Here is a 21,115-nt window from a genome sequence, read left to right as displayed (position 1 = left end):
AAAGACTTAATTCCAATAAAATATCAGAACTAAGTCTTTTAAGTCACTCTTAATTATTCATTTTCCATTTTTTTCCACCAAGTTGGCAGCTCAGCAAGTAATTTTCTTAAAGCTTGGCCACGGTGAGAAATAGCATTTTTTTCATCTACTGTCATTTCAGCAAATGTCTTCCCCTTATCAGGAACAAAGAAAAGTGGATCATAGCCAAAATCTCCATCCCCTCGCGGATAAGTTAAAATTTCGCCTCTAATTTCACCTTGTGTTACTAAATCATCATCAAATCTACCTGGCCACGAAACTACCATAGTTGTATGAAAAGTAGCTTGTCTTTTCTCTCGGGGAACACCGCCTAGTTCAGCCAATAATTTTGCATTATTTAAGGCATCATTATGAGCTTCGCCTCCGTAGCGAGCAGAATGAACTCCAGGAGCTCCGTTTAATTTATCAACTGATAAACCTGAATCATCAGCAAGAGTTGGTAAATTACTGAACTCCGCCATTTTATGAGCTTTTAGTTTTGCATTAGCTAAAAATGTTGTCCCAGTTTCTAGAACATGGGGAGGATCAGTTAGGTCCTGATTAGTAATTACATGAATGGGAAAATTTATTTTCTTTAAGGCCTCTTCAACTTCTCTAGCCTTATTTTTATTGTTAGTTGCAAATAATAAAGTATCCATTTTTAATCCTCAGCATCTACATGATGACCAACTATCGTGTCATCATTCATCCATTGACGGGTAATTTCAGTAAACTTCTTTGCTTCTCCAGTTGTATAGTAGTCATGTTTTACCGGAGCAGTACTCTCAGCAAATAAATCATCACGTCGCAAAACATTATATGTATATTGTGCCACTTGATCAGCTGGATCTACAATTTTTTTATCTTGACCCACCACAGCCACAATTTCGTCTCTCAATAAAGGATAATGTGTGCAGCCTAAAACTAAGGTATCATAATCAGCATTTTTCAATGGAGTTAAACTTTCGCTAACCACTGCATTCTTAGTATCTTCATCGGGATCTTCTTCAGCTAGTGGCGCTAATTTTGGTTGAGCAAATTCACTGACCTTAATTTCTGGATCACGATACTGAATTTCTTTTAAATAAGAATGACTAGCCACAGTGGCCTTAGTACCAATTACAGCTACATTTTTAGTTTCTGTAGTTCTTGCTGCAGCTAAAGCACCAGATTGAACAACACCAATTATCTGTAGTGGTATTTCTTTCTGAATAGTTGCCATTGCTACAGCGGTTGCTGTGTTACAACCAAAAATAATAATTTTTACATCTTTACTTAATAAGAAGTTTACACTATCGCGAGTTAGAGAAATAATTTCTTCTCTTGAGCGATCCCCATACGGCATATTAGCCTGGTCGCCAATAAAAATTGTTGACTCATTAGGCATTTTTTCAATTACTTTTTTTAAAACGGTTAAGCCGCCTAATCCTGAATCTAAAACTCCAATTGGTCGATTATCCATTAAAAAAACTCCTTTAAATAAATGATGATTAAATTCTCTTTTCTACTCCACCTATTTTAAGTTAAAATGATATAGAAGACAAAAGGAAATGAAAGCATGGAACATACAAACGAACATCTTTATTTTTTAAATTCATTATATCGTGATTTTATCTTACCTACCATTTTAGGTAGCGAAGATAAAGAAATTCTTTACTGGGCCGGAAAACATGTTAGTCGTAAATATGATTTATCAGATATCGATGATTTAATCGAATTTTTTGATATGGCTCAATTTGGAACTTTAAAAGTACTTAAAGATCGCAAACATACCGCAGTTTTTGAATTATCCGGCCAGGTCGTAACTGATAGGCTTGATAGCCAAAGTGATGAATTTTCACTTGAAAGTGGAATTATTGCGGAATGTTTAGAGCGCCAAAATGGTACTCCAACTGAAGCTTCAGCTACTGTTACTAAAAAGCACGTAGTTCAAATCACTGCGCAATCTGACTAACTATTAACCAAGTAAGAGAATAGCAATAATAAAAACCGGGTAAGTCTCAATACAGAGGCTTACCCGGTTTTTTTTATTTATATTAGTCAGTATATTGATCTAAAATTTGTTCAAGTTTTTCCTTAGGAGTATAACCAGTTAAACGGTCAACAATCTTTCCATCTTTCTTAATTAATAAAGTTGGGATTGCCATAATTCCTAAGTTACGAGCAGTTTCTTGGTTTTGATCAACATCCATTTTGGTGAATTTTACATCATCCATTTCTTCAGAAAGTTGGTCAATAACTGGTGATTGCATCTTACATGGACCACACCAAGTTGCCCAAAAATCAATTAAAACAACGCCTTCGCTAGTTTCTTCTTCAAAAGTTGCATCTGTAATTTCATCAACCATTGTTATTACCTCACAAATAAATTCTTTAAATTATAAGTATAGTTTAGTAGAATTACTTACTTTTTGCAAGTATATTGCTTACTGTAAATAAACGATTGTCGCTCCAGTTCCACCTTGGTTAGCAGGCGCATAACTATAGCTCTTTACGTGTCTGTTTCTCTTCAAGTATTGTTGAACACCATTTCTAATTGCCCCAGTTCCAATTCCGTGGATAATTGTGACGGTATTCAAACCGGCTAAGAGGGAAGAATCAATGTAGCGATCTAAGTTAGTTAGAGCTTCTTCATAGCGTTGTCCCCTTAAGTCAAGCTCACTACTTGCACGCGTAGAACGAAGGCCACGACTCGAGCGAACCGCTCTTTCTGCCTTCTTAGGAGCAGCTTGTGTACTAATCTTTTCAACATCCCGATCAGTGACTTTAACCTTCAAAATACCAATTTGAACTTCGAATTCATGATCAGCAAGTTTTTTCGTAATTACACCTTGTTGTCCATAAGATAGAACTTTCACAGTATCACCAACACTTACATCATGACGCCGCTTTTCACGTTGCAAGACCTTGTTCTGGGCCAAGTTTTGATTTTCACGCTCAAGTTTATTTAAAGCACCTTTAGCTTCAATAACTTTATTGGTTCTAACTTGACCCCCAGCTCTTCTTTGTTCTTCAAGATCATTGATGATCTTATCAGCTTTTTGACGCTTTTTAGCAAGCATTTCATCAGCTTTTTCTTGAGCTTTTTCAAGTTGCTTTTGTACTTGTTGATTATACCAGTCAAGACCATTCTGGAGTTGACGCTTAAGAGTGATACTTTGGTCAACATTTTGCTTTAAAGTTTCATGAAGTTGCTCAGCAGCCTTAGTCTGCTCCGTCAATCGTTCAATCATCTTATTAATATCACTATCTTCGTCATTCATCAAACTTCTAGCCTTGTCGACTACAACTTCATTCATCCCTAATTGATGTGCAATGGCAAAGGCATTACTTTGTCCAGGGATACCAATTCTCAAACGATACGTTGGAGCAAGTTTCTTTAAATCAAATTCCATTGAGGCATTCGTAGTTCTTGCACGATTATAGCCGTAAAGCTTTAATTCCGGATAGTGTGTAGTAATCGCAATTTTAGCTTGTGCTCCCCGTAAATCATCTAAAATAGCGATCGCTAGACTAACTCCTTCTTCAGGATCAGTTCCGGCTCCCAATTCATCAATTAAAACCAAATCATCCTCAGTTACATCTTTCATTATTTTTATAATTTGGTCCATATGTGATGAGAAAGTACTTAATGACTGTTCAATAGATTGCTCATCCCCAATATCGGCGTAAATTTCATTAAAAACAGTTAATTGACTGCCTTCTTCAGCTGTGATGAATAATCCCGCTTGAGCCATCAATTGGAGCAGCCCTAAAGTCTTCAGCGTGATTGTCTTACCACCTGTGTTAGGTCCCGTAATCAGCATGGTATCAAAGCTAGTTCCTAATTCAATATTATTAGGAACAACTTTTTTAGGATCAATTAATGGGTGTCGAGCCTTTCTCAACTTAATGACATGATCTTGATTTAATACTGGTTCTGTAGCTTTCATTGCTTTAGCTAATTTGCTTTTAGCACTTAAAAAGTCTAATTGTGTTAATGCATCCGCATTATTTTTTATTTCTTTTTGATACATACCAGCAAGTTCTGACAATTCAATTAAGATACGGTGGATTTCCTGACGCTCTTGAGCCATTAAATTTTGCTGTCGGTTATTAAGAACTAAAACTGCTTGTGGCTCAACAAATAAAGTCTGTCCACTAGCACTTTGATCATGAACAACTCCACCGAATTTATTCTTATATTCTTGTTTTACAGGTAATACATAGCGACCATCTCTGATAGTTACGATATTTTCTGACAAATACTGTGTATGCTTTCCACTGATGTAATCATTCATGTGATTTTTAATATCAGTTTCATTGCTTTGAATATCATGTCGCAGCTGCATTAACTTAGAAGAAGCTGTATCCTTAACAGTTCCGTCATATTCAATTGCCTGATTCAACTTCTTAAATAAGTCTTCTGGAATTGCTAAATTTTTAAGAGTTTTTTCAATCGGACGGGTATCAATTTCACGCTCTTCTAAGTCAGCAGTAAACTGAGAAACATCTTTAGCTAAGCTAAGAATTAGAAAAATATTACCTAATTCTTCACCATTTAAATTTGCCTTGACCTTCAAACGCTTCAAACTAGCTCTAACATCTTTAAAGTCAGTTATCGGCATTGGTCCTTTAACTCGTAAAACATTAGAAAGGACCCTAGTTTGATCAATTGATTTTTTTACTTCATCAAAATTACTACTTGGCATTAACGTTAAAGCCTGCTCTTTTGCAGGTGCTGTAATAGCCAAATCACTTAATTGTTTAATTATGCGATTATATTCTAATTTTTCAATAATTTTAGAGTTCATATATTCCACCTAGCAAAAAGGCCCCAGAGTTGGGGCCATTTTTATATTGTTGTAATGAATAAATTTATAAAAAATTGGGAAATTCCAGGAGAAAAATGCAAGATACCACTTGCTAAAATAGAATGCCCCAGCATATTTTGCAAACCATCATTAGGAATTGTGGCTAAAATAAACAAAAGCAAATAAACACTAATCTGTGTCACAATAAAAGAAATAATTAAACTTCCCCAGAGATTTAGGTTAGAGTTTACCGTAACATATCTTAATTGATTAAACCCTAGCATCACAAAACGCCATAAGCAACAAACAATCAACAAAATAATTGAAAAAGCAATTGCTGCATAAAATGATTTATCTAAGGTTAATCCCGTAGTTTTATCAAAGAAAGCAAAGCTGCTTCGATCATTTGCGGATGGATATGGAACCCACAAATTTAAAAAGTTACTAAATGGTTTATACAATAAAGTGGCTAAAATTAGCCCGATTACATATCCACCAGCTGCTAAGCCTTCATATACTACACCACGCCGATAGCCTACATAACAACAATAGATAAAAATTAATAAAATGAAAAAAGAAATCATTGCTCATCCTTGATTAAGCAAAAAAGACTAGCTTCAATCGCCAGTCTTTTTTGAAGATTATTCGCCGCTTAAGCGATCGTCTGACAAAAATGTATTTAAAACTCCTTGTACCATGTTCCACTCATCATCATCTGTGATTTCATGTAAGTCAGAACTAGTTACATCGCCATCTGCATCTGCATCATAGCTGAAAGCTTGTACTTCAACATCATCATCATCACTAACAGCTGCTGGATATAGTAAAACGTAAGATTTACCATAATCTTCAGATGTAAAAGTAAATAAGATTTCAAATAATTCTTCATTACCTTGTTCGTCAACTAAAGTAATTTGACGATCATTATCTTGGTTAGCGTTAATTTTTTCACTCATTTTAATTATCCTTTCTGGTTGCTTCTAAATAGTTTTGCAAGATTAAAACAGCAGCCATTTGGTCAATAACTTTTTTTCGTTCAACACGATCATGGACGCCAGCTTCTTCAACTAAAATTCGATCAGCTTGCACTGTTGTAAGACGTTCATCTACGTAATAAACAGGGAGGTCAAACTTTTCTTTTAAGCGTTCACCATACTGTTTACTTCTTTCTACAGAATGTCCACTACTACCATCCATGTTTTTAGGTAAACCTAAAACAAAGCCTTCAACATCATATTTACGTACAATTTTTCTAATTTGACGCATACCAAAGCTAAACTTGCTTTCGTCAATCTTAATTGTTTCAAGCTCTTGAGCGGTAATCCCCAAAGGGTCACTGATTGCAACACCGACAGTTTTAGAGCCAACATCAAGTCCAAGTAATCGCATTATTTATTTTTACCTAAATAACTCTTAACCAATTCCTCAATAATTTCATCACGCTCATGTTTCAAGATCAAATTACGTGCATCATTATGCCGAGGAATATATGCAGGATCGCCTGAAAGTAAGTAACCAACAATTTGATTAATTGGGCTATAGCCTTTTTCCTCAAGTGCATTGTATACGTCTTGTAGAGTATCGTATACATTCTTACCCTTATTTTGGTTAAAGTCAAAATGCATTGTTTTATCTAGCGAACTCATAATAAAATTCCTCCTATTCTTCTTAATTTTACTTGAAATATCGAACGAACTCAATTAATTTTGTTTTTCTTCAACTTCTTGTAACACTTTAGCGATAGCATCTTTTAATCCTGCTGGATTCTTACCACCGGCTTGTGCCATATTTGGACGGCCACCACCGCCACCACCAAAGATTGGAGCAGCAGTTTTAATCAAATCGCCAGCCTTAAGTCCTGCTTTAATAGCCTTATCATCTAAGCTAATTACCATATTAGCTTTACCATTCACTTCAGCAGCTAAGACTAAAACATCAGATTTATTGCTGCTCTTCCAGTTGTCAGCAAGTTCACGTAAATCATTCATGCCTTCAACATCAGCTTGCGCAGCAATTACAGTTAAATCTTTAACTTGCTTAATGTCATTAAAGAGATCGCCAGCTTTTGCCTTATTAATTTGAGCCTTTAATTGTTCAGCTTCTTTTTGGCTTGCACGTAAATCATCTTCGATAGAAGAAATCTTATTAACTACATCTTCAGCCTTAGTTGCCTTAACTTCATCTTGAACTTCTTTCAAGATTTCGTCACGGTCTGTTACATACTTGTAAGCTTCTGGACCGGTAACAGCAATAATTCTACGAGTACCAGCGCCAACAGCAGACTCAGAAACAATCTTAAGCATTCCGATTTGATCAGTATTTTCACAGTGTGTACCACCACAAAATTCAGTGGAGAAGTCATCGATTTGAACAACACGAACTGTGTCACCATATTTTTCACCAAATAATGCTAAGGCGCCCATCTTTAAACCAGTATCTGGGTCAGTAACAGTGGTCTTGACTGGAATTTCTTCCCAAATCTTTTCGTTAACTAACTTTTCAACACTAGCAATTTCTTTCTTAGTCATTGGCTCTAAGCTTGTAAAGTCAAAACGTAAGTAATCTGGTTCAACTAAAGAGCCAGCTTGGTGAGTATGAGTACCTAAAACTTCACGTAAAGCTGCATGCAATAAGTGAGTAGCAGTATGGTTATGCTTTAAGCCGCGACGACGTTTTTGATCAACTTTCAAGACATACTCTTGTCCCTTTTCAAGTGGCAAAATAACATCTACAAAGTGCAAGTTTTGATCATTTGGTGCATGTTGTACATCAGTTACACGAGCAACTAATTCACCATTTTGGTTCAAAATTTCACCGTGGTCAGCAACTTGTCCACCACGCTCTGCGTAAAATGGAGTTTTATCAAAGATTAAAGTTGCATGTTCACCATCTGCCTTATCAACTAACTTGTCATCAACAACAATATCAATTAATTTGGCATGTTTTTCTTCTAAAGTGCCGTATTCAAATTCACTCTTATCTTTGATATTCATCAAAGTAACATCTTGTGAACCCATTGATTGCAAGTTACCACGAGCTTTACGAGCACGTTCCTTTTGAGCTTTCATTTCTTCATCAAAGCCCTTTTTATCAATCTTAAGACCTGCATCTTGAGCAGCTTCAAAAGTTAATTCATATGGGAAGCCGTAAGTATCGAATAACTTGAAGGCATCTTTACCAGAAATAGTCTTATCATCGCTCTTCTTAGCTTCAGCAATGATATTATCAAGTAAGTTTAGACCAGATGAAAGAGTTACTTGGAATCTTTCTTCTTCGTTCTTAATTACTTTTTGAATGAATGCTTGTTGGTCAACAACTTCTGGATAGTGGCTCTTCATAATTTCGCCAACTACAGGTACTAATTTGTACAAGAATGCACCTTTAATACCTAAACGTTGACCGTTTAAGTCAGCACGTCTAATTAAACGACGTAAAACATATCCACGTCCTGAGTTTGAAGGAAGTGCACCGTCAGCAATCGCAAAGCTTACAGCACGAACATGGTCAGCAATAATCTTAAATGCAACATCATCTTCTTTATTTGCGGCATACTTCTTGCCATCACTTAACTTTTCAGTTTCCTTAATGATTGGCATGAATAAGTCAGTTTCGAAGTTAGTTGGAGCATCTTGAATAATTGATACTACACGTTCTAATCCCATACCGGTATCAATGTTTTTATGTGGTTGGTCAACATATTTACCATTTGGTAAGTGGTTAAATTGTGAAAATACGATATTCCAAATTTCAAGGTAGCGCGCGTTTTCTCCACCTGGGAAGTTTTCTGGATCATCTTCAGCCACATCGTTATTTTCTTGACCACGATCGTAGAAAATTTCTGAGTCAGGACCACATGGACCTTCACCAATATCCCAGAAGTTATCTTCTAACTTAACAATATGATCTTCAGGTAAACCAACAACATCATGCCACATGTGGTATGCTTCAGTATCCTTAGGGTAAACAGTTACATAAAGTTTATCTGGATCAAGACCTAACCATTTTGGACTAGTCAAAAATTCCCAAGCCCAAGGAATAACTTCTTTTTTAAAGTAATCCCCAACTGAGAAGTTACCAAGCATTTCAAAGAAAGTTTGGTGACGAGCGGTTTTACCAACATTCTCAATATCGTTAGTTCTAATTGATTTTTGAGAAGAAGTAATTCGGTGATTCTTAGGCACAACCGAACCATCAAAGTATTTCTTCATTGTAGCAACACCAGAGTTAATCCATAACAAGGTTGGATCATCTTGTGGAATTAATGATGCACTTTGCATAACCATGTGGCCATGCTCTTTAAAAAAGTCCAAGAACATTTGACGTACTTGTGAACTAGTCAATTGTTTCATAAAAAGTTCTCCTACAAATATAAAAAACACTATTGCATAAAACAAGGACGCTCCCAGCGCGGTACCACCTTGATTGCAACAGTGTTTGTTACCTCTTTAAATATTTATTTCTCTAATTAACTTAGGTAGCATTACTAAATATTTTCTAGACCTTCTCACCAAGCAGTCCTCTCTTTGAAAAAAATACTTTAATAATATGTCCTAAACGTGCTTTATTTTACTACAAATTTTCTAGTTGTCAAAATTACTACGTGCTTGCTCACGTTCACGCTTACGTTTACGCTTTGCTTTTCGAATTTGATGACGTTCTTCAAGCTTACGTTTTTGCTGACGATCTTTTTGAATGGCCTGTTTAATCTTCTTCTTGTAGCCTGGCTTTACTTTTTTCTTGGTTTTCTTAACCATACCGATCATGCGGTTATCAAGTTTATGGTTACGCGTTTGACGATTATCTCTTCTGTGATAGTGAGTTCTTTCAACTAATTCACCATTTCTAAGATCTTTAAAGTCAAAATGAATACCCAATTTTTCTAAGTCCTCAATCTGACTCATTTCATCATCATAGATTAAGGTAATAGCATGTCCTTCAAGCCCGTTTCTACCTGTTCGACCAATTCGGTGAATTACAAATTCTAAATCTTTTGGAATTTCATAGTTAACAACTAAGCTAACACCGGGTACATCAATTCCACGAGCAGCTAAGTCACTAGCTACAACGTATTGATATTGTCCCTCTCTAACTTGACGAATAATTCTCTTTCGTTCGCGTTCAGTAATTCCACCATGAATTTTTGCTACTTTAAGGCCTTGTTCTTCAAGGTAGTCCGTTAATTCATCAACAGTCTTTTTCGTATTAGCAAAAACAAGGGCTAAATATGGCTGTCCCATTGTTAATAACTTATACAAAATTGATTTCTTGTCTCTTGAACCTACGTCAATTAAATCATTTTGAATCGTTGGCGCAATAATTGCCGGATTGTCAATAACGATAAATTCTGGCTTTGACATGTACTTTCTTAAAAAGTTTTCGAGCTTAACTGGGATTGTAGCTGAAAATGCACCTAAGACTGCTTTTTTGTCCAACTTAGACATAATTTCATCCATTTGACCTAAAAAGCCCATGTCTAAAGTCATGTCAGCTTCATCAATAATAAAGGCCTTTACATTCTCCAAGTTAATAAATTTTTTGGATGCAAAATCATGTAAACGACCAGGGGTTGCAATAATTAATTGTGGGGCTCTGCTTTCAGCCTTTTCAATTTGGCGATTACGGTCATTTCCACCGCCTAAATATTCAATTGAAATATTTAAACCACTAGCATCCCTTAACTGACGCGCAACTTTATACAATTGATTAGCCAATTCACGACTCGGTGCAGTAACAATTGCTTGTGTTACAGGTGCGCTCTCATCAATCATATTCAAAATTGGAATCAAATAAGCATGAGTCTTTCCTGATCCCGTTGCAGCTTGCACTACAACATTCTTTTTATTTAAAAATGTCGGAATAACCGAAGACTGTACTTTAGTCGGTTTCTTAAAATTAATTTTTTCTAATCCGGCTTGTAGTTCTGGCCGGATTTTTTCATTTTGAAATATACTACTTGTTTGTGCCATGTTCTTCTTTATACTTCTTTGTTACTTCTACTACTTCATTAAAGACTTGTTTTACTTCATCCATGTCTTTTGCATTAGCTCCAGATGCTAGGGCATGACCTCCACCATCGTGCTGTTCAGCTAAATGGTTAATAACAGGTCCCTTTGAACGATAATGAACGCGGAAAGTTCCATCTGGCTTTTCTACAAATACATTCCAAGCTAAAACATCTTTAATTCGACCAGGAGTTGAAACAGCAACATTTGCTTGATCGTCAGTTAACCCCATCTTCTTCAAATCATCTTGCATCAAAATTGTATAAGCAGCCCCAACTGGATCAATCTCCATCTTATCCATTGCTAAAGCTTGTAATTTTGCTTCATCAAAAGTAACATCCGCAATTTCTCTAGCAATATCCGTAATATTAATTCCAGTTTTAGTTAATTCAGCTGCAACATCAAAAGTATGAGCTGAAGTTTCAGGATACATAAATCTTCCCGTATCACCTACAATACCTGCATATAAAGCTGCTGCAACTTCCTTAGTAATTGGTAAGTTTTCTGCTTTTAAGAAATCAAAAATAATTTCAGAAGCAGCTGGTGCATCTGGATCAACGTAGCTCATATCTGCGTATGGATCTACATCTGGGTGGTGGTCAATCTTAATTAAAAGATCACCTTTGTCATAATTTTTGTTAGAAATACGAGGAGTGTTTGCAGTATCGGTTGTAATAACTAAAGCACCCTTGTAGTCTTCTGGCTTAACCTCATCCATCTTGTTAATCCAAATTAAGTCACCTTCATCATTTTCACCAGCACAAAGGATCTTTTTATCAGGGAAAGCTAGTCTCAAAGATCTAGCCAAACCGGCTTGAGAACCAATTGCATCTGGGTCTGGACTAGTGTGACGGTGCAAAATAATTGTTGGATATTCTTTTATCTTTTCATAAATTTCATCAAAAGTTGCCATTAATTCTCTCTCCTAAATTTTTCTTTTTATTTTATCATTACTCATTATCAAAAATTTCTAGCGATATATTCTCAACGGGATGCTCTTCAAAATCAGTGACCGTAAGGCCTAAAAGTCGGATTCCAGTTGAAAGCATGCTTTTTTCTGTCGCAAACAAAGCACGCCCAGTATCGTAGATAACAATTTTATCATTAGTGCCCTGCTTTAGCTTCCTTCTTTTAGTAATTGTCTTAAAATTAGCATCGCGTACTTTTAAGACAACACAATTTGCAAGAAAGTGGCGCTCCTTTAAACTTTTTTCAAGTTCTCTACTATATGACCGCAATTTTGTTAAGGCAGTATTTTCATCAAATAAATTTTGATTAAAAGTACGTTCAATCCCAATTGATTTTCGATTTCTTTCCGAATCAGTCACTACATCTCTTAAGTCAATACCATGAGCATGCTGAGCCATAAGATAACCCATTCGATTAAATTTTTTAATTAAAATATCGGTTGGAATTTTTCTTAGATCAGCTCCGGTATAAACCTCCATCTCTGCCAGTTTTTCTTGAGTCTTTGGTCCAATACCCGGGAAGTTCTTTATTGGTTGTTTTGCTAAAAAATCGCGAGCACCTTCTGGTTTAATTACAGTTCTCCCAAAAGGCTTGGCATATTCTGAGCCCATCTTAGCTAAAAACTTGTTATAAGAGACACCAAATGAACTAGTCAAACCAATTCTTTGATAGATTCGTTCCTGAAGTAAAGCAGCAATACGAACTGGATCGGTTAAATTAAGCTTATTTTCAGTAACATCTAAATATGCTTCATCTAACGCAACAGATTCTACCCGATCAGTTATCTTATGCATCAATTGATGAATTTCAGCTGATACAGCACGATATTTTTCAAAATTTGGTTGAATAATTACCAACTTCTCTGCTGGTATTAATCTTACCGCCTTAGCCGTCGGCATCGCTGAATGAGCTCCATAGCTCCGAGCAATATAATTCGCCGTCGCTACAACCCCATGACCCTTATTTTTCTTCGGATCTCCACCAATTAAGACGGCTTTATTTCTAATTGATGGATTATCGCGCATTTCTACTGAAGCATAGAAGGCATCCATATCAATATGAATAATCTTACGACTCGTATTGTTTTTAGGCAGTAAATCCATTAACGGTAAATCCAGTGCTCGCTATCTTTTTCAAAAATATGATTACTTGATTCCATACCGAACTTACCACTTGGATATTGTTCAAGCTGCTTAACATCTTTATTTTCATCTTGCCAAACATCTTCAACTGCATCAACGAACTTCCAATATTGCTTCAATTCTGACCAGTGAGTAAAGTTAGTTCTATCTGCTACAAACACATCGTGAAGCAATCGTTCGTAGCCATCTGGAACTTGCTCCATTTCTTCCTTAGAAAACTTATAACTAAGGTTTTCTCTTCTTAAACCTTCAGCTGTAATCTTCTTTCCATTAATTGTGAAATAAATTTCACTAATTGGATCAATAATAATTGAGATATTATTTGAATGTGCGCTACCGTATAAATTATTCATATGGTGAAGAACAATATCAATGCGAGAAACCTTATCCTTCATTTTCTTACCAGTTCTAAAGTAAATTGGCACATCAGCTACTGGACCCTTTTTGAATTTAACTTCTCCAGCTACAAATGTTTCTACTTTAGAGTCTAGTGCAACTTGATCTGCCTTTAAATACTCTACTTCATTATCATCAGCTAAATATTGTCCTCGTGAGAAATGCTTTTTAACCATTTCTGGAGTTGGAATTACTAGACTATCTAATAATTCTTGTTTAGCTTGGTGAATATGGTCTGAATCAAGTCCTTTAGGCTCAGGCATAGCTAAAAGTGTAATAATTTGAAAAATATGGTTTTGAACCATATCACGTAAAGCACCAGATGTTTCGTAGTAACCACCACGAGTTCCTACTCCTAGACTTTCTGCTAAAGTTACTTGCATATTTGCGATATAGTCATTATTCCAGATATTCTTAACAATTGGATTAGTCATTCTTAGAGGCATAATATTTTGAACCATTTCTTTTCCAAGATAGTGGTCAATTCGATATACCGACTCTTCATCAAAACTTTCGCCAATTTCTCGGTTTAACTTTTCTGCTGAAGCTAAATCATGACCAAATGGCTTTTCAATTACTAAACGGTTAAAGCCGCTACCAAGCAATTTTTGATCATTAATGTGAGTAGCAATTGTACCAAAAAATCTTGGTGCCATAGCCATGTAGAAAATTCGATTTCCTTCTGCTTGATATTTTTCATCAAGTTTAGCTGCTAATTCCTTCAAGGCAATGTAGTGGCCAATATCAGTTACATCGTGAGACTGGTAATAAAAATGTGAAGCGAATTCTTTTGCTTCTTTTTCATCAAAGTTGTCACAGCTTTCTTTAACTGCTTCAACTACTTGTTCTTGCAAATATTCATGGCTCCAAGGTCTTCTCGCTGTACCAATTACAGCAAAATGATCATGAATTAAACCTTTTTGATACAAATTAAATAAGGCTGGATAAAGCTTTCTATGAGCTAAATCTCCGGAGCCACCAAAAATAATCATAACAACTGGAATATTTTTCATTCTAACTACCTACTTAATAAAAATCAACTTTACCAATTCTATTTTACAATACTAGTCATGACAATAAAAAAATAAAAAACGTCCTTGCGGACGTTCTTTATTTATCTTCTGAATTAGTGTTTTCAGTTGTATCAGTAGCTTTTTCTTCTGGCTTACTGTCTTTTTCAACAGTCTTTTCTTCAGTTTCAACTTTTTCTTCTTTAGCTTCATTAGACTTAAGGTCTTGTGCAGGAGCTGCAGCAGTTGGAAGAACACGACGAATAGCCATTCTTTCAAATGTTAAAAAGATTCCGTCCGCATCAATAACGACAGTCTTATCACTATCATTAATTGAATCAACTTTACCATGAAGACCATCAACCATAATTACTTGGTCGCCCTTCTTAAGTTCAGACATCATCTTCATACGTTCTTGTTGTTGCTTTTTTTGTGGCTTGATCATTGAGAAATAGAAGAAAACAAAAATTGCAATCATTGCAATGATCATAAAAATATTATTCATACCGGCAGCACTTTGTGCTAAGAAAAATGTATTCAAAGTATTACACCTCATTGTTTTTATTAATTAACTTTCAAGTAATAATTATACCGTATTTTTAGCTTAACTAAAAACTTACTTTTCATCTTTTGGTGGATAACCTAATTGCAGATAAGCTTTTTGTGTAACGCTTCTGCCTCGAGGAGTTCGAGTAATAAAACCTTTTTGCAGTAAGTACGGTTCATATACTTCTTCAATTGTATCTGTATCTTCCCCTACATTAGCTGCAATTGTCTTAATCCCAACTGGACCTCCGCCATAGTTTTCAATCATCATTCTTAAAAGCTTCCGGTCCGTCTGGTCTAGTCCTTCATCGTCAACTTCTAATAAATGAAGTGAGTGCTTAGTTGTTACTAACGAAATAGCTTCTTTACCCTTTACTTCAGCAAAATCACGCACACGTTTAAGCAAGCGGTTAGCAACACGAGGCGTGCCACGAGAGCGACGTGCTAATTCAATTGCTGCTTCAGGATCAATCTTTGTATTAAAGACTACACTAGATCTTTGAATTATTTTTTCCAAATCTTCAACAGAATAGTACTGCATATGTTCAATAATTCCAAAACGATCTCTTAGCGGCGCAGACAGTTGACCCGCTCTAGTGGTTGCCCCAATTAAGGTAAAAGGAGGTAGCGGTACATGGACTGCATGTGTTGTTTGACCTTCTCCAACAACAATGTCGATATAAAAATCTTCCATTGCTGAATAGAGAACTTCTTCCACGGGTTTTGCTAAACGGTGGATCTCATCAATGAATAGAACATCCCCCGGATTCAATTCTGAAAGCAGCGCTACTAAGTCTCCAGCCTTTTCAATTGCTGGTCCGGATGTACTCTTTAAATGAACCCCCATTTCATTAGCAATTACAAAAGCCAAAGTAGTCTTACCTAATCCAGGAGGTCCATACAAAAGAACATGATCTAAAGCTTCATCACGTTGTTTTGCTGCTTTAATGTATATTTTCATCTCGCTCTTAACTTTATCTTGTCCAATATATTGAGCAAGTAGTTGCGGACGCAGCGATAATTCGATTGTTTCATCTTCTTCACTACTTTCTGCTCCTATAATTCGTTCTTCCTCGTTCACATCTTTCACTTCCCTATCATCAATTAATTTCTAAATTTTATTTCTTAAGTAGTAAAGCCAATGCTTCCTTAACATAACCATCAGCAGTGTTTTCAGGTAATTTTGCTAATTTTGGCGTAATTCGATCAACTTCTTTTTGGGTATAACCAAGTGCTACTAAGGCAAGTAAAGCATCTTGCAGACTTGGAGTAAGATCGGCAGCAGCAGTTGATTTTTTTACATAGTCGCCTAGTTTTCCCTTCAAGTCTAAGACAATCTGGGAAGCAGTCTTTTTTCCTACTCCCGGGAAACGAGTCAGGTATTTTACTTCACCATTTTGAATTGCACTAGCCAAAGAATCAGTATCTTCAGCAGCCATAATTGCCACAGCAGACTTAGGTCCAATTCCTGAAACACTTAATAATTTTAAAAATAATTCTTTATCTTCTAAAGACAAAAAACCATACAAAGTAATTCCGGTATCTCTTACAACTTGCTCAACGTAAATTGTTGCAGGTTGATTTTCATCATAACTATAAGGAGTGGGACAAAGAATCTTATAGCCAACTCCGTTTACATCTAGAACGATATAAGCTGGATCAATTTTTGTTACTATTCCCTTGAGATATTCAAACATTTTACCTACTCATCTTTTTTAAACATCTTGTTAAGATCATTTTCGCTTAACTGGATAATAATTATTTTTCCTTCAAAATCTTGATAAGGATCACTACTATTTCTTAATTCTTTTAACAACTCTTGTGCTTCAACTGGATTGAGCATTCTTCTTCTAGCACTTTGACGCATAGTTATTTCGCCAGCAATTTGCGCTTTAAGCTTAGAAATATCATGCTCAGTTTGATTTAAATATAAGTCCAAAATCATCCGGACATTTTTTTCAGCATCGGGCTGAAGCCACATAGGATATGTTCTCAAGATCAGGCTATTTTGACCAAAATCTTCTAAAAATAAGCCAAATTCTTGAAGATTTTCTAGATTTTCTTTTAATTTCAAATAATCAACATTGCTAAAGTCCAAAATTAAGGGACTAAGAAGACCTTGCTGAGAAATATTTTCACTATTTAAATCTTGAAGAATTTGATCATAAGCTAAACGGCGATATGCGTTAACCTGATCAATTAAATACAGATCTTCCTCATGGTGAGCAATCAAGTAAGACTTAGTTTGTCCCATATAAGTCAATTCAGGTAGATTATTAGCTAAAATTTCATCTCCAGATGAGATAATACTATCATCTTTTCCTTGCATATCCTTTTCTTCATCAAAAGGACTCAATTGTACTTGTTGATTTACGTTGTCATTCCACGTTGACGTAATCACATATTTATCATCATTACGCACCTGGTCTAAGCTAACAAAATTAGCACCAGTTTCATGCACTTCAGCGTTTTGGTCAGGTTCAACTTGCGGAGTAAATTCAACAGGACGAGCAGTATTAACTACATCTTTATTTAAGTTGAATTTCAATTGATCAATATTAGTTGATTTTTTAGGCGCTAATAAATTATTTAACCCTGAATCAATCTGATTATTTTGTTCTAAAGCTTCAGAAATACTAGTAGTTAACAGACGCTCTAACTCTTGTTCCTTTGACAAACGCACTTCTTGCTTAGTTGGGTGAACATTGACATCAACTAAAAGAGGGTCAAGTTCAATCTTTACTACTGCAATCGGATAACGACGCGGTCTTAATTTATTGCCATAGCCAGCCATAATTGCTTGGGTTAACCGGTAGTTTTTGATATAGCGTCCATTTAATAATAAGGAAATAAAGTTGCGGTTCGACCGAGTAGTATTAGGATCAGAAATTAAGCCGCTAATCTCAAAGTCTGGGCTCTTTCCCTTAAGGATGTTCATTTTTTCAGCAAGCTGCCGACCATAAATATTAGCTATGTCTTGCCTTAAATCATCACGCCCATTGGTCTTTAACAAGACTTTGCCATTATTAGTTAAGGTAAACGAAACGTCTGGATGTCCTAAAGCTAAACGGTTAACAATATCAACAATCTTTAAAATTTCAGTTCTTTCAGAGCGCAAATATTTTAAACGAGCTGGCGTATTAAAGAATAAGTCGCTAACTGTAATTTTGGTTCCTTTAGGCGAAGCTGCATCCTCTTGAAGCTTCTTTTCACTACCTGAAAAAATTGCCCGTACGCCACCTAAATTATCATTACTTGTCGTTACTTCTACATGAGAAACAGCTGCAATTGAGGCTAAAGCTTCTCCGCGAAATCCTAAAGTAGAAATATTAAATAGGTCTCGTTCAGTCGCAATCTTACTAGTTGCGTGACGAGTAAAGGCTAAATCAATTTGATCTTTAGCAATTCCGCTACCATTATCTTGAACTGTAATTTGCTTTAACCCAGCATCAATAAAGTCAATTCTGATTCGCTTGCTTCCTGCATCAAGAGAATTTTCACATAATTCTTTTACAACACTCGCTGGTCTTTCAATAACTTCACCAGCTGCAATCTGATTAGTTAGTTCAGGCGACAGTTCATGAATTTTACTCATGATTCTCAGTCCTTATCTTTCAATTCCTGCTGCCACTGAGCCACTAATTCCATAACTTGGAGGGGTGTCTTGTCAGCAAGATACACATTTTGAATCTCATCTAATACATCTTTTTCATCATCTGAAATTGCTGGTGCACTCGCTTCTTCAGGAACAAAGAGATCAAGTTGTTCACTAGCTGGTTGCAGTTCACTAGCGCCTTGCTTTTCTAACCGCTTAAGCATTGTTGTTGCTTCACGCAAAACCTTGTGTGGTAAACCTGCTAATTGAGCAACATGAATACCATAAGATTGATCGGCAGGTCCTGGAAGAATCTTGTGTAAGAAAATTAACTTTCCATTTTCTTCTGTTGCTCCTACATGAATATTCTTCAAATGCTTGAGCGTTTGATCTAAATCGGTTAATTCATGGTAGTGTGTAGCAAACAAGGCCTTTGCGCCAACTTTGTCATGAAGGTACTTAACAATTGCACCAGCAAGTGCCATTCCATCATAAGTAGCTGTACCTCGGCCAATTTCATCAAACAAAACTAGCGACCGCTTAGTTGCATGTTGCAAAGCGTCGTTTGCTTCGCTCATTTCTACCATAAAAGTACTCTGGCCAGAAATCAAATCATCTGCTGCACCAATTCGAGTAAAAATTTGGTCAAAAATTGGTAAGGTTGCACTATCAGCTGGAACAAAAGAACCAATCTGCGCCATGATTGCAATTAAAGCCATCTGACGCATATAGGTTGATTTACCAGACATATTTGGTCCAGTAATCAAGAAAATATTAGTATCTTGATCCATCTTCACGTCATTTGGAATATAACTACCTGCAGTCATGACTTGTTCAACAACTGGGTGGCGTCCATTAACTACATTAATTTCTTGCTTATCAGTCACAAAGTTAGGACGAACATAATTATTTTGTTCACTAACTGTCGCAAAATTAGTTAAAACATCTAGACTTGCGATTTGTTTAGCTAGTTTTTGCAAGGCAGGGATGTACTTTTTAACATCTTCTCTCAGCTTTACAAATAAATCATATTCTAGACCAGTTGATTTTGCTTCAGCTTCTAAAATTAAAGCTTCATGTTCCTTTAAGTCAGGCGTAATATAACGTTCTGCATTAGTTAGGGTCTGCTTTCTAGTGTAGCGATCAGTTGGCACCTTACTCTTATTCGAATTTGTAACTTCAATATAGTAGCCAAAGACTTTGTTATAACCAACTTTTAGATTATTAATTCCAGTTACTTCACGTTCATGACTTTCCATTTCAGATAGCCACTTCTTACCATTATTCATGGCATCCCGGTAGCGGTCTAATTGTTCTGAAACGCCCTCTCTAATTAATCCACCTTCAGTCGTTGGAAGTGGCGGATTATCCACAATGGTGTTGACGATTAGGTCATGAATTCCTTTTAGTGGGTCAATTTGTTTAGCATAGTTTTGCAGATGTGGATTACTTGTTTCAAGCAGTGCATTCAAAATTTCAGGAATTGCACCTAAAGAATGCGCTAATTGAAGCATTTCACGTGCATTAACTGAACCAAAAGCAATTCGACCTGTTAATCTTTCTAAGTCATACACACCCTTTAAGCTGTCGATAACTTTTTCACGGGTAAAGTAATCATCAAGAAGGGCTTGAACCATTTCTTGACGACGTGTAATTTCTGTAACTGAAAGAAGTGGTCGCTCAATCCAAGATTTTAATAAACGTCCACCCATAGCAGTACTAGTCTTATCTAAAAGCCAGAATAAAGAACCCATCTTCTTAGATGTTTTAGCTGACTTAATTAACTCTAAGTTAGTTTGAACCGTGTGAGACATCTGTAAGTATTGCGTTGGTTCGTAGCTTTGAGCAACTTGCAGGTGGGCTAAACTACGCTTTTGGGTTGAAAGAAGATATGCAACTAATTGCTTAGTAGCTTTAATTTCAGCGTCATCAGTTAAATTCTGAGCTACATAAGAAATTTCTGCATGTTCACCTTTAACTTCAACAGGTTCAGAAACAGTAATATTAGCCTTCTTCAAAAAGTCCTTATTTAAGTCAGTTAAGTGGCCGTTATACACAACTTCTCGTGTTTGAAGTGACAATAATTCGTTTGCTACTGCTTCAAAGTCAGTTAGATGAGTGGAAAAAGTTTCCCCAGTGGATAAGTCACTGTAGGCTAAACCAAAGCCAGAATTTGTAGAAATAACAGAAGTTAAATAGTTGCTGTCTTTTGCTTGATCTGGCCGCTCTTGCATCATGGTACCCGGCGTAATTAATTGAATAATTCCGCGTTTAACCATCCCTTTAGCTTTTTTCGGATCTTCAAGTTGTTCACAAAGTGCTACTTTATAGCCCTTTTCTACTAAAGTATTAACGTAAGTATCCACAGCTAAATGAGGCACGCCTGCCATTGGAATTGGATTTTTAGTTTTATTTGAACGATGAGTTAAGGTTAATTCTAGAATTTGTGCACCTTTGATTGCATCATCTTCAAATAATTCATAGAAATCACCCACACGATAAAACAAAAACGCATCGGGATATTGTTCCTTAATTTCGTAATATTGCTTCATCATCGGTGTCGTATCTTTTTTTGCCATTCGTTACCAAATATCCTTTCTTCCAAAAACCTATGTTCTATTATAACGTAAAAATGTTAACTCTT

Annotated in this window: 19 protein-coding genes; 1 reads left to right on the top strand and 18 read right to left on the bottom strand. The window is 36.0% G+C overall.

The window, feature by feature from the left end; translation table 11 throughout:
* Positions 1-53: 53 nt before the first annotated feature.
* On the bottom strand, positions 54-677 hold the full coding sequence (locus H0I41_RS02385) for an XTP/dITP diphosphatase (protein WP_004896798.1): 624 nt from the start codon (positions 675-677) through the stop codon (positions 54-56).
* Between the two features lie 2 nt (positions 678-679).
* Positions 680-1,480, bottom strand: a complete 801-nt coding sequence (gene murI, locus H0I41_RS02380; RefSeq protein WP_004896797.1) for a glutamate racemase — start codon at positions 1,478-1,480, stop codon at positions 680-682.
* Between the two features lie 96 nt (positions 1,481-1,576).
* Here murI and H0I41_RS02375 point away from each other — a divergent pair, with 96 nt between their 5' ends.
* Positions 1,577-1,972, top strand: coding sequence for a YslB family protein (locus H0I41_RS02375; protein ID WP_004896796.1), 396 nt, complete (start codon positions 1,577-1,579; stop codon positions 1,970-1,972).
* Positions 1,973-2,054: 82 nt separating this feature from the next.
* Here the strand turns inward: H0I41_RS02375 and trxA are convergent, their stop codons facing one another.
* The 16 genes from trxA to mutS all read right to left on the bottom strand — a co-directional run bounded on the left by trxA (position 2,055) and on the right by mutS (position 21,050).
* Positions 2,055-2,366, bottom strand: coding sequence for a thioredoxin (trxA, locus tag H0I41_RS02370; protein ID WP_004895668.1), 312 nt, complete (start codon positions 2,364-2,366; stop codon positions 2,055-2,057).
* A 78-nt stretch (positions 2,367-2,444) separates the two neighbouring features.
* The gene (locus H0I41_RS02365; protein WP_086874684.1) at positions 2,445-4,811 is read right to left on the bottom strand and encodes an endonuclease MutS2; all 2,367 of its coding nucleotides are present in this window, start codon (positions 4,809-4,811) and stop codon (positions 2,445-2,447) included.
* Between the two features lie 41 nt (positions 4,812-4,852).
* On the bottom strand, positions 4,853-5,395 hold the full coding sequence (locus tag H0I41_RS02360) for a CvpA family protein (RefSeq protein WP_004896794.1): 543 nt from the start codon (positions 5,393-5,395) through the stop codon (positions 4,853-4,855).
* A gap of 57 nt (positions 5,396-5,452) precedes the next feature.
* A complete protein-coding gene (locus H0I41_RS02355; protein WP_004895671.1) occupies positions 5,453-5,767 on the bottom strand; it encodes a DUF1292 domain-containing protein in 315 nt (104 codons plus the stop codon).
* A gap of 1 nt (position 5,768) precedes the next feature.
* Positions 5,769-6,200 carry a Holliday junction resolvase RuvX gene (gene ruvX / locus H0I41_RS02350; protein ID WP_023599301.1) on the bottom strand — a complete coding sequence of 144 codons (432 nt, stop codon included), beginning with the start codon at positions 6,198-6,200 and terminating at the stop codon, positions 5,769-5,771.
* On the bottom strand, positions 6,200-6,457 hold the full coding sequence (locus tag H0I41_RS02345) for an IreB family regulatory phosphoprotein (protein WP_003647717.1): 258 nt from the start codon (positions 6,455-6,457) through the stop codon (positions 6,200-6,202). The genes ruvX and H0I41_RS02345 overlap by 1 nt, the downstream gene beginning before the upstream one ends.
* Positions 6,458-6,511: 54 nt before the next feature.
* A complete protein-coding gene (alaS, locus tag H0I41_RS02340) occupies positions 6,512-9,160 on the bottom strand; it encodes an alanine--tRNA ligase (RefSeq protein ID WP_011161609.1) in 2,649 nt (882 codons plus the stop codon).
* Between the two features lie 231 nt (positions 9,161-9,391).
* Positions 9,392-10,777: a DEAD/DEAH box helicase gene (locus H0I41_RS02335; protein WP_135014539.1), complete on the bottom strand. Its 1,386-nt coding sequence runs from the start codon at positions 10,775-10,777 to the stop codon at positions 9,392-9,394.
* Complete coding sequence (locus H0I41_RS02330; RefSeq protein WP_004896790.1) at positions 10,761-11,726, bottom strand: DHH family phosphoesterase; 966 nt, start codon at positions 11,724-11,726, stop codon at positions 10,761-10,763. Before H0I41_RS02330 ends, H0I41_RS02335 begins: the two co-directional genes overlap by 17 nt.
* 37 nt (positions 11,727-11,763) lie before the next feature.
* Positions 11,764-12,885 (bottom strand): DNA polymerase IV, encoded by a 1,122-nt coding sequence (gene dinB / locus H0I41_RS02325; protein WP_011161607.1) that lies wholly within the window; start codon positions 12,883-12,885, stop codon positions 11,764-11,766.
* Complete coding sequence (gene zwf / locus H0I41_RS02320) at positions 12,885-14,333, bottom strand: glucose-6-phosphate dehydrogenase (protein ID WP_135014538.1); 1,449 nt, start codon at positions 14,331-14,333, stop codon at positions 12,885-12,887. The genes dinB and zwf overlap by 1 nt, the downstream gene beginning before the upstream one ends.
* Before the next feature lie 97 nt (positions 14,334-14,430).
* Positions 14,431-14,886, bottom strand: a complete 456-nt coding sequence (yajC, locus tag H0I41_RS02315) for a preprotein translocase subunit YajC (RefSeq protein WP_044496656.1) — start codon at positions 14,884-14,886, stop codon at positions 14,431-14,433.
* 60 nt (positions 14,887-14,946) lie between these two features.
* Positions 14,947-15,966, bottom strand: a complete 1,020-nt coding sequence (ruvB, locus tag H0I41_RS02310; protein WP_135014537.1) for a Holliday junction branch migration DNA helicase RuvB — start codon at positions 15,964-15,966, stop codon at positions 14,947-14,949.
* A 28-nt stretch (positions 15,967-15,994) separates the two neighbouring features.
* Positions 15,995-16,573, bottom strand: a complete 579-nt coding sequence (gene ruvA, locus H0I41_RS02305; RefSeq protein ID WP_011161604.1) for a Holliday junction branch migration protein RuvA — start codon at positions 16,571-16,573, stop codon at positions 15,995-15,997.
* 5 nt (positions 16,574-16,578) lie between these two features.
* Positions 16,579-18,471, bottom strand: coding sequence for a DNA mismatch repair endonuclease MutL (mutL, locus tag H0I41_RS02300; RefSeq protein ID WP_011161603.1), 1,893 nt, complete (start codon positions 18,469-18,471; stop codon positions 16,579-16,581).
* A 5-nt stretch (positions 18,472-18,476) separates the two neighbouring features.
* Positions 18,477-21,050, bottom strand: a complete 2,574-nt coding sequence (gene mutS, locus H0I41_RS02295) for a DNA mismatch repair protein MutS (protein WP_162222139.1) — start codon at positions 21,048-21,050, stop codon at positions 18,477-18,479.
* Between the last annotated feature and the right edge of the window lie 65 nt (positions 21,051-21,115).

It is taken from the genome of Lactobacillus johnsonii, from assembly GCF_014058685.1.
Taxonomy (GTDB): Bacteria; Bacillota; Bacilli; order Lactobacillales; family Lactobacillaceae; genus Lactobacillus.
The sequence above is the reverse complement of the archived record's forward strand: the minus strand, read 5'-3'. Positions and strand labels throughout refer to the sequence as shown.

Excerpts from the sequence above, each read along its gene's own strand:
- H0I41_RS02385 (WP_004896798.1), bottom strand. The coding sequence starts at position 677 with ATGGATACTTTATTATTTGCAACTAACAATAAAAATAAGGCTAGAGAA.
- murI (WP_004896797.1), bottom strand. The coding sequence starts at position 1,480 with ATGGATAATCGACCAATTGGAGTTTTAGATTCAGGATTAGGCGGCTTA.
- H0I41_RS02375 (WP_004896796.1), top strand. The coding sequence starts at position 1,577 with ATGGAACATACAAACGAACATCTTTATTTTTTAAATTCATTATATCGT.
- trxA (WP_004895668.1), bottom strand. The coding sequence starts at position 2,366 with ATGGTTGATGAAATTACAGATGCAACTTTTGAAGAAGAAACTAGCGAA.
- H0I41_RS02365 (WP_086874684.1), bottom strand. The coding sequence starts at position 4,811 with ATGAACTCTAAAATTATTGAAAAATTAGAATATAATCGCATAATTAAA.
- H0I41_RS02360 (WP_004896794.1), bottom strand. The coding sequence starts at position 5,395 with ATGATTTCTTTTTTCATTTTATTAATTTTTATCTATTGTTGTTATGTA.
- H0I41_RS02355 (WP_004895671.1), bottom strand. The coding sequence starts at position 5,767 with ATGAGTGAAAAAATTAACGCTAACCAAGATAATGATCGTCAAATTACT.
- ruvX (WP_023599301.1), bottom strand. The coding sequence starts at position 6,200 with ATGCGATTACTTGGACTTGATGTTGGCTCTAAAACTGTCGGTGTTGCA.
- H0I41_RS02345 (WP_003647717.1), bottom strand. The coding sequence starts at position 6,457 with ATGAGTTCGCTAGATAAAACAATGCATTTTGACTTTAACCAAAATAAG.
- alaS (WP_011161609.1), bottom strand. The coding sequence starts at position 9,160 with ATGAAACAATTGACTAGTTCACAAGTACGTCAAATGTTCTTGGACTTT.
- H0I41_RS02335 (WP_135014539.1), bottom strand. The coding sequence starts at position 10,777 with ATGGCACAAACAAGTAGTATATTTCAAAATGAAAAAATCCGGCCAGAA.
- H0I41_RS02330 (WP_004896790.1), bottom strand. The coding sequence starts at position 11,726 with ATGGCAACTTTTGATGAAATTTATGAAAAGATAAAAGAATATCCAACA.
- dinB (WP_011161607.1), bottom strand. The coding sequence starts at position 12,885 with ATGGATTTACTGCCTAAAAACAATACGAGTCGTAAGATTATTCATATT.
- zwf (WP_135014538.1), bottom strand. The coding sequence starts at position 14,333 with ATGAAAAATATTCCAGTTGTTATGATTATTTTTGGTGGCTCCGGAGAT.
- yajC (WP_044496656.1), bottom strand. The coding sequence starts at position 14,886 with ATGAGGTGTAATACTTTGAATACATTTTTCTTAGCACAAAGTGCTGCC.
- ruvA (WP_011161604.1), bottom strand. The coding sequence starts at position 16,573 with ATGTTTGAATATCTCAAGGGAATAGTAACAAAAATTGATCCAGCTTAT.
- mutL (WP_011161603.1), bottom strand. The coding sequence starts at position 18,471 with ATGAGTAAAATTCATGAACTGTCGCCTGAACTAACTAATCAGATTGCA.
- mutS (WP_162222139.1), bottom strand. The coding sequence starts at position 21,050 with ATGGCAAAAAAAGATACGACACCGATGATGAAGCAATATTACGAAATT.